Raw genomic sequence first — 6,948 nt, 5'->3', positions numbered from 1 at the left:
GGGGGGGGGCCCGCCGCCGCCCCCCCCCCCCCCCCCCCCCCCCCCCCCCCCCCCCCCCCCGCCCCCGCCCCCCCAACCCCCCCCCCCCCCCCCCCCCCCGGCCGCACCTCGTGGCAAACGGGCCACCCCGATGTCAGCCGTCTCACGTAGGCTCGTAGGCAAGAGCGACCGCACCACCGCGGACACCACCGGGGGAGGGACCCACCGTGCTCATCGACACCTTCGACCGGGTCGCCACCGACCTGCGCGTGTCACTCACCGACAAGTGCAACCTGCGCTGCACCTACTGCATGCCGGAAGAGGGCCTCCAGTGGCTCGGCAAGAGCGAGCTGCTCTCCGACGACGAGATCGTGCGCCTGATCCGTATCGCCGTCACCTCGCTCGGCATCACCGAGGTCCGCTTCACCGGCGGCGAGCCCCTGCTCCGCCCCGGCCTCGTCTCCATCGTCGAGCAGTGCGCCGCGCTCACCCCGCGCCCCCGCATGTCGCTCACGACCAACGGCATCGGACTCAAGCGGACCGCTTCCGCCCTCAAGGCCGCGGGCCTCGACCGGGTCAACGTCTCGCTGGACACCCTGCGCCCCGACGTCTTCAAGACCCTCACCCGCCGTGACCGCCACAGGGACGTGCTGGACGGCCTGGAGGCCGCCCGCGAGGCCGGGCTCACCCCGGTGAAGGTCAACTCCGTCCTGATGCCGGGACTCAACGACGACGAGGCCCCCGAGCTGCTGGCCTGGGCCGTGGCCAACGATTACGAGCTCCGCTTCATCGAGCAGATGCCCCTCGACGCCCAGCACGGCTGGAAGCGCGACGGCATGATCACCGCCGGGGACATCCTCGCCTCGCTGCGCACCCGCTTCACCCTCACCGCCGAGAGCGACGAGTCCCGAGGCTCCGCCCCCGCCGAGCGCTGGACCGTCGACGGCGGCCCGCACCGCGTCGGCGTGATCGCCTCGGTCACCCGCCCGTTCTGCCGCGCCTGCGACCGTACGCGGCTCACCGCCGACGGCCAGGTCCGCACCTGCCTCTTCGCCCGCGAGGAGACGGATCTGCGCGGGGCCCTGCGCGGCGACGCGCCGGACGAGGAGATCGCCCAGCTCTGGAAGACGGCGATGTGGGGCAAGAAGGCGGGCTCCGGACTGGACGCCCCGTCCTTCCTGCAGCCCGACCGCCCGATGTCGGCGATCGGCGGCTGACGCTCAGGCGTCCCGCGAGCCCTTGGAGCCCTCGGGGCCGGACTCCCAGTCCTTCAGCGCCACGACGTCCTTGAGGAAACTCCGTACATCGAGGAACGAGGACAGATGCTCCCGGTGCTCGTCGCAGGCCAGCCAGGTCTTGCGCCGCTCGGGCGTGTGCAGCTTGGGGTTGTTCCAGGCGAGCACCCACACGGCGGCGGCCCGGCAGCCTTTGGCGGAACAGAGCGGGGCACCGGTGGGACTCTCGGCGGACGTCTCGGGAAAAATCACGTGGCCCAGCCTAAGTCAGATGCTCCGGCGGCTTTCTGACGCATCCCCGGCCGGAGAAAGGGCGACGCCGAGCAGCCACGGGGGGAGCTGCCCGGCGTCGGTCCGTCGCTCCGACGGGGGATGCGGAGCGCACTCGAAGTATGTCACGGGGACCGGGGTGCGGTGCACCGGAACGTCATGATTGATCTGAGCTTTTCCTGAGCTTCACGGGACCTGCGAGGTCAGGTGTGCTCGTGCGGCGGCGGGACCCGGCCGGACGCCCCCTCGGAGCCCCCGGACTCCTTCGGAGCGGCCACCGGAGCGGCCTCCAGAGCGGGCTGCATCGGCATTCGCACGAACGTCGTCGGCAGCGAAGTCGCGTTCTCCCGGCCCGCGTTGGCGAGAACCACCGCCACGTACGGCAGCAGCACGCCCAGCACGAGTGCCACGATCGCCACATGCCGCTCCACGTTCCACAGCACCGCGGCCAGCACCACCGACACCGTGCGCACCGACATCGAGATCACATAGCGCCGCTGCCGGCCCCGGACGTCGTCCTCCAGCCCCTGACGGGCGCCCGTGATCCGGAAGACCTCCGTACCCGCGTTCTTCCGCAGCATGCTCCACCACCAGATCTCGTCGCCGGACGCTCCCGGACCGGGCCGCATCCACGGTACGCCCGGCGCCCGCCGAACGGGCGACCGGGGCGCGTTCGGCGTACGGGACCGGCGTCCCCCGTACGGCCCAACCGGGCGCGCGCCGACCCGGCGGCGGGCCAAGACTGGGCGGACGCGCACTCCGCGCCGTACGAGGAGGCGAAATGAGCTGGTTGTGGGCAATCATCGTGGGATTGGTGCTCGGTGTCATCGCCAGAGCGATCCTGCCGGGCAAGCAGGACATCCCGCTCTGGCTGACAGCCGTGTTCGGCATTCTCGGCAGCATCCTCGGTAACGCCGTGGCCGGTTGGATCGGTGTCGAGGACACCAAGGGCATCGACTGGATCCGTCATGTGCTGCAACTGGCGGGCGCCGTGGCGGTCGTCGCCGTCGGCGACATGGCCTGGCAGGCCATCCGGGGCAACAAGCGACAGAGAACCTGACCCGCGGAGGTCATCCGAAACGCCGCGGCCGGACACACGAGAACGCGTGTCCGGCCGCGGCGCTGCGATGTACGCGGAAGGGTCAGCCCGCCGGGCGGACCTCCACGGCCGCCAGGTTCTTCTTGCCCCGGCGCAGCACCAGCCAGCGTCCGTGCAGCAGCTCCCCGGCGTCCGGTGCGACCTCGCCGTCGGCGACCTTCACGTTGTTCACGTAGGCGCCGCCCTCCTTGACCGTGCGGCGCGCCCCCGACTTGCTGGGCGCCAGACCGACCTCCACCAGCAGATCCACCAGCGGACCCAGCTCGGCGACCTGGGCGTGCGGCACCTCGGACAGCGCGGCACTCAGCGTCGCCTCGTCCAGCTCGGCCAGGTCGCCCTGCCCGAACAGCGCCTTCGACGCCGCGATGACGGCGGCGCACTGCGCACCGCCGTGCACCAGCGTGGTCAGCTCCTCGGCCAGCGCACGCTGCGCGGAGCGGGCCTGCGGCCGCTCCTCGGTCAGCTTCTCCAGCTCCTCGAGCTCCTCACGGCTCCTGAAGCTGAGGATGCGCAGGTAGCGCGAGACGTCCCGGTCGTCCACGTTCAGCCAGAACTGGTAGAACGCGTACGGCGTCGTCATCTCCGGGTCGAGCCAGACGGCGCCGCTCTCGGACTTGCCGAACTTCGTCCCGTCCGCCTTCGTCATCAGCGGCGTCGCCAGCGCGTGCACGACCGCGCCCGGCTCCAGGCGGTGGATCAGGTCGATGCCCGCGGTGAGGTTGCCCCACTGGTCGCTGCCGCCCTGCTGGAGGGTGCAGCCGTGCCGGCGGTACAGCTCCAGGAAGTCCATGCCCTGGAGCAGCTGGTAGCTGAACTCGGTGTAGCTGATGCCCTCCTGCGACTCCAGCCGCCGGGCGACCGAGTCCTTGGTGAGCATCTTGTTGACCCGGAAGTGCTTGCCGATGTCCCGCAGGAACTCGATCGCGGACATCCCCGCGGTCCAGTCCAGGTTGTTGACCATCGTCGCCGCGTTCGGGCCCTCGAAGGTGAGGAAGGGCTCGATCTGCCCGCGCAGCCGCCGCACCCAGGCGGCGATGGTCTCCGGGTCGTTCAGCGTCCGCTCGGCGGTGGGCCGCGGGTCACCGATCTGACCCGTGGCCCCGCCCACCAGCGCGAGCGGCTTCAGCCCGGCCTGCTGGAGCCGCCGCATGGTGAGCACCTGCACGAGGTGCCCCACGTGGAGGCTGGCGGCGGTCGGGTCGAAGCCGCAATAGAAGGTGACGGGACCGTCCGCGAGAGCCTTGCGCAATGCGTCCTCGTCAGTGGACTGGGCGAACAGCCCGCGCCACTTCAGCTCGTCGACGATGTCCGTCACGGTTCCGGTGCTCCTTATGCCTGGTAGAGATGTACGGGTCAGTCTAGGCGGGTCACACCCCCGGGCTGACCGAGCTCATGTTGAAGTCCGGGATGCGCAGCGCGGGCATCGCGGCCCGGGTGAACCAGTCGCCCCACTCGCGCGGCAGCGTCTTCTCCGTACGCCCCGCCTCCGAGGCCCGCGACAGCAGGTCCACCGGCGACTCGTTGAACCGGAAGTTGTTCACCTCGCCGACCACCTCGCCGTCCTCGACCAGATAGACGCCGTCCCGGGTCAGCCCGGTCAGCAGCAGCGTCGCCGGGTCCACCTCGCGGATGTACCAGAGGCAGGTCAGCAGCAGCGCCCGCCCGGTCGTCGCGGCCACCATCTCCTCCAGCGACCGCTCGCCGCCCCCGTCCAGCACCAGGTTGTCGATGCCCGGGGCGACCGGAAGGCCGGTCAGGCCCGCCGTGTGCCGGGTGGTCGTCAGCCGCTCCAGCTTTCCGTCCCGGACCCAGTCCGTCGGGGCCAGCGGCAGCCCGTTGTCGAAGACGGAACCGCTGTCGCCGGAGGAGTGCGCGATCACGAACGGGGCCGACTCCAGGCCCGGCGCGTGCGGGTCGCTGCGCAGGGTCAGCGGGAGCGGGGCGAGCGTCTCGCCCAGCCGCGTACCGCCGCCCGGAGTGGAGAACACCGTCCGGCCCTCGACGGCGTCCCGCGCGGTCGACGACCACAGCTGGTAGATCAGCAGGTCCGCGACCGCGGTCGGCGGCAGCAGCGTCTCGTACCGGCCGGCCGGCAGCTCGATGCGCCGCTCCGCCCAGCGCAGCCGCCGCGCCAGCTCCGCGTCCATCGCCGCCGGGTCGACGTCCTTGAAGTCCCGGGTCGCCCGGCCCGCCCACGCGGAGCGCGTGCGGTCCGGCGACTTCGCGTTCAGCTCCAGCGTCCCGTTCGGCTGGTCGTGGCGCAGCCGCAGCCCCGTCGACGTACCCACGTAGGTGGAGGTCAGCTCGTGGTTCGCGAACCCGTACAGCTCACGGCCCCCGGCCCGGGCGCGCGCGAAGGCCTCGCCGAGCGCCGGGGCGAAGTCCGCGAAGACCTCCGAGCCCGTCTCGGCGGGCGCGTCCGTGAAGCCGGGGGAGGAGGGCACCCCGCTCACCAGCGGCTGCGCGTCCTCGGCCGGACCCGCACCGCGTGCGGCGGCCTCGGCGGCGCGCACCAGCGGCTCCAGGTCGTCCGTGGTCACGGCGGACCGGGAGACGACACCGGAGGCCGTGCCCTTCGCCCCGTCGGCGGTCGCGATGACGGTCAGGGTCCGCCCCCGGGTCACCCCGTTCGTGGTGAGCGCGTTGCCCGCCCAGCGCAGATTGGCGGAGGACTCCTCGTCGGCGATGACCACCAGGCCGTCCGTGGTGGACAGCTCCAGCGCCCGCTCGATGATCTCGTACGGCTTGCTGACGCGGCTCATCGTCCGGCCTCCTGCGTCGTGTTAAGGATGTTGACGCCCCGGAAGAGGGCGGAGGGGCAGCCGTGCGAGACCGCCGCGACCTGGCCCGGCTGGGCCTTGCCGCAGTTGAACGCGCCGCCGAGGACGTACGTCTGGGGGCCGCCGACCTTCTCCATCGAGCCCCAGAAGTCCGTGGTCGTCGCCTGGTACGCCACATCGCGCAGCTGCCCGGCCAGCCGGCCGTTCTCGATGCGGAAGAACCGCTGCCCGGTGAACTGGAAGTTGTAGCGCTGCATGTCGATCGACCAGGACCGGTCGCCGACCACATAGATCCCGCGCTCGACCCCGCCGATCAGGTCCTCCGTGGAGAGCCCGCCCGGATCCGGCTGGAGCGACACGTTCGCCATGCGCTGCACGGGGACGTGGCCCGGCGAGTCCGCGTACGCGCAGCCGTTGGAACGGCCCAGGCCCGTCAGCTTCGCGATGCGGCGGTCCAGCTGGTAGCCGACCAGGGTGCCGTCCTTCACCAGGTCCCACGACTGCGCCTCGACGCCCTCGTCGTCGTACCCGATCGTCGCGAGCCCGTGCTCGGCGGTGCGGTCGCCCGTCACGTTCATCACGGGGGAGCCGTACGCCAGCTTGCCCAGCTGGTCGAAGGTGGCGAAGGACGTGCCCGCGTACGCCGCCTCGTAACCGAGCGCCCGGTCCAGCTCGGTGGCGTGGCCGATCGACTCATGGATGGTCAGCCACAGGTTCGACGGGTCGACGACCAGGTCGTACGCCCCCGCCTCGACGCTCGGCGCGCGCATCTTCTCCGCGAGCAGCCCGGGGATCTCCGCCAGCTCGGCGTCCCAGTCCCAGCCGGTGCCGGTCAGATACTCCCAGCCCCGGCCCGCCGGCGGCGCGATCGTCCGCATCGAGTCGAACTCACCGGTCGTGCCGTCCACCGCGACCGCGGTGAACTGCGGGTGGATCCGCACCCGTTGCTGCGTGGTGACCGTGCCCGCCGTGTCCGCGTAGAACTTGTTCTCGTGCACGGTCATCAGGGACGCGTCCACATGCGCGACGCCCTCCGCGCCCAGCAGCCGCCCGCTCCACTCGGCGAGCAGCGCCGCCTTCTCCTCGTCCGGTACGGAGAAGGGGTCGACGTCGTACGCCGAGACCCAGGTCCGCTCGCCGTGCACCGGCTCGTCGGCCAGCTCGACGCGCTCGTCGGATCCGGCGGCGGCGATGACCTTCGCCGACAGCTTGGCCATCGCGACGGCCTGCGAGGCCACCTTCGCGGCCGCGTCCATCGTCAGGTCCACGCCCGAGGCGAAGCCCCACGCGCCGCCGTGCACCACGCGCACCGCGTACCCGAGGTCCGTACTGTCCGACGCCCCGGCCGGCCGGGCGTCCCGCAGCCGCCAGGAGGCGCTACGCACCCGCTCCAGCCGGAAGTCGGCGTGGGTCGCGCCGAGCGCCCGCGCCCGGGCGAGCGCCGCGTCGGCCAGCGCGCGCGACGGCAGGGCCAGGAATGACTGATCTACCTCGTGGGGCACAGGGAGTTCCCTTCTCGATACACCACGGCAGTGAACCACGCCGGAGGGTGACCGCACCGGGGGATATCGCAGACGCGTGGGCC

7 protein-coding genes are annotated in these 6,948 nt (G+C 72.0%); 2 read left to right on the top strand and 5 right to left on the bottom strand.

The features are described 5' to 3' along the window. Positions 1–206: 206 nt before the first annotated feature. Complete coding sequence (gene moaA / locus ACIQPT_RS36835; protein ID WP_401162626.1) at positions 207–1,196, top strand: GTP 3',8-cyclase MoaA; 990 nt, start codon at positions 207–209, stop codon at positions 1,194–1,196. A gap of 3 nt (positions 1,197–1,199) precedes the next feature. Here moaA and ACIQPT_RS36830 read toward each other — a convergent pair whose 3' ends face one another. Then, entirely contained in the window at positions 1,200–1,466 is a 267-nt protein-coding gene (locus ACIQPT_RS36830; RefSeq protein WP_401162625.1) for a hypothetical protein, read from the bottom strand. 221 nt (positions 1,467–1,687) lie between these two features. Then, positions 1,688–2,065, bottom strand: a complete 378-nt coding sequence (locus ACIQPT_RS36825) for a DUF3099 domain-containing protein (RefSeq protein WP_401162623.1) — start codon at positions 2,063–2,065, stop codon at positions 1,688–1,690. 200 nt (positions 2,066–2,265) lie between these two features. Between ACIQPT_RS36825 and ACIQPT_RS36820 the strand changes: the two genes are divergently transcribed. Further along, positions 2,266–2,544 carry a GlsB/YeaQ/YmgE family stress response membrane protein gene (locus ACIQPT_RS36820; protein ID WP_401162621.1) on the top strand — a complete coding sequence of 93 codons (279 nt, stop codon included), beginning with the start codon at positions 2,266–2,268 and terminating at the stop codon, positions 2,542–2,544. Between the two features lie 82 nt (positions 2,545–2,626). On the opposite strand, the gene tyrS is transcribed toward ACIQPT_RS36820, so the two are convergent. Genes tyrS through ACIQPT_RS36805 form a run of 3 tightly spaced genes read right to left on the bottom strand, consistent with a single transcriptional unit; the run spans position 2,627 to position 6,865 of the window. Then, positions 2,627–3,898, bottom strand: a complete 1,272-nt coding sequence (gene tyrS / locus ACIQPT_RS36815; RefSeq protein ID WP_401162619.1) for a tyrosine--tRNA ligase — start codon at positions 3,896–3,898, stop codon at positions 2,627–2,629. 52 nt (positions 3,899–3,950) lie between these two features. Next, positions 3,951–5,345, bottom strand: coding sequence for a metallopeptidase TldD-related protein (locus tag ACIQPT_RS36810; protein ID WP_401162618.1), 1,395 nt, complete (start codon positions 5,343–5,345; stop codon positions 3,951–3,953). Beyond that, positions 5,342–6,865 (bottom strand): TldD/PmbA family protein, encoded by a 1,524-nt coding sequence (locus ACIQPT_RS36805; RefSeq protein ID WP_401162616.1) that lies wholly within the window; start codon positions 6,863–6,865, stop codon positions 5,342–5,344. The genes ACIQPT_RS36810 and ACIQPT_RS36805 overlap by 4 nt, the downstream gene beginning before the upstream one ends. Positions 6,866–6,948: the final 83 nt, after the last annotated feature.

The organism is Streptomyces sp. NPDC091289, assembly GCF_044757365.1.
Taxonomy (GTDB): domain Bacteria; phylum Actinomycetota; class Actinomycetes; order Streptomycetales; family Streptomycetaceae; genus Streptomyces.
The sequence above is the reverse complement of the archived record's forward strand: the minus strand, read 5'-3'. Positions and strand labels throughout refer to the sequence as shown.

Bases quoted from the DNA above. Each gene is read 5' to 3' on its own strand.
- ACIQPT_RS36825 (WP_401162623.1), bottom strand. From the start codon at position 2,065: ATGCTGCGGAAGAACGCGGGTACGGAGGTCTTCCGGATCACGGGCGCC.
- ACIQPT_RS36820 (WP_401162621.1), top strand. From the start codon at position 2,266: ATGAGCTGGTTGTGGGCAATCATCGTGGGATTGGTGCTCGGTGTCATC.
- ACIQPT_RS36810 (WP_401162618.1), bottom strand. From the start codon at position 5,345: ATGAGCCGCGTCAGCAAGCCGTACGAGATCATCGAGCGGGCGCTGGAG.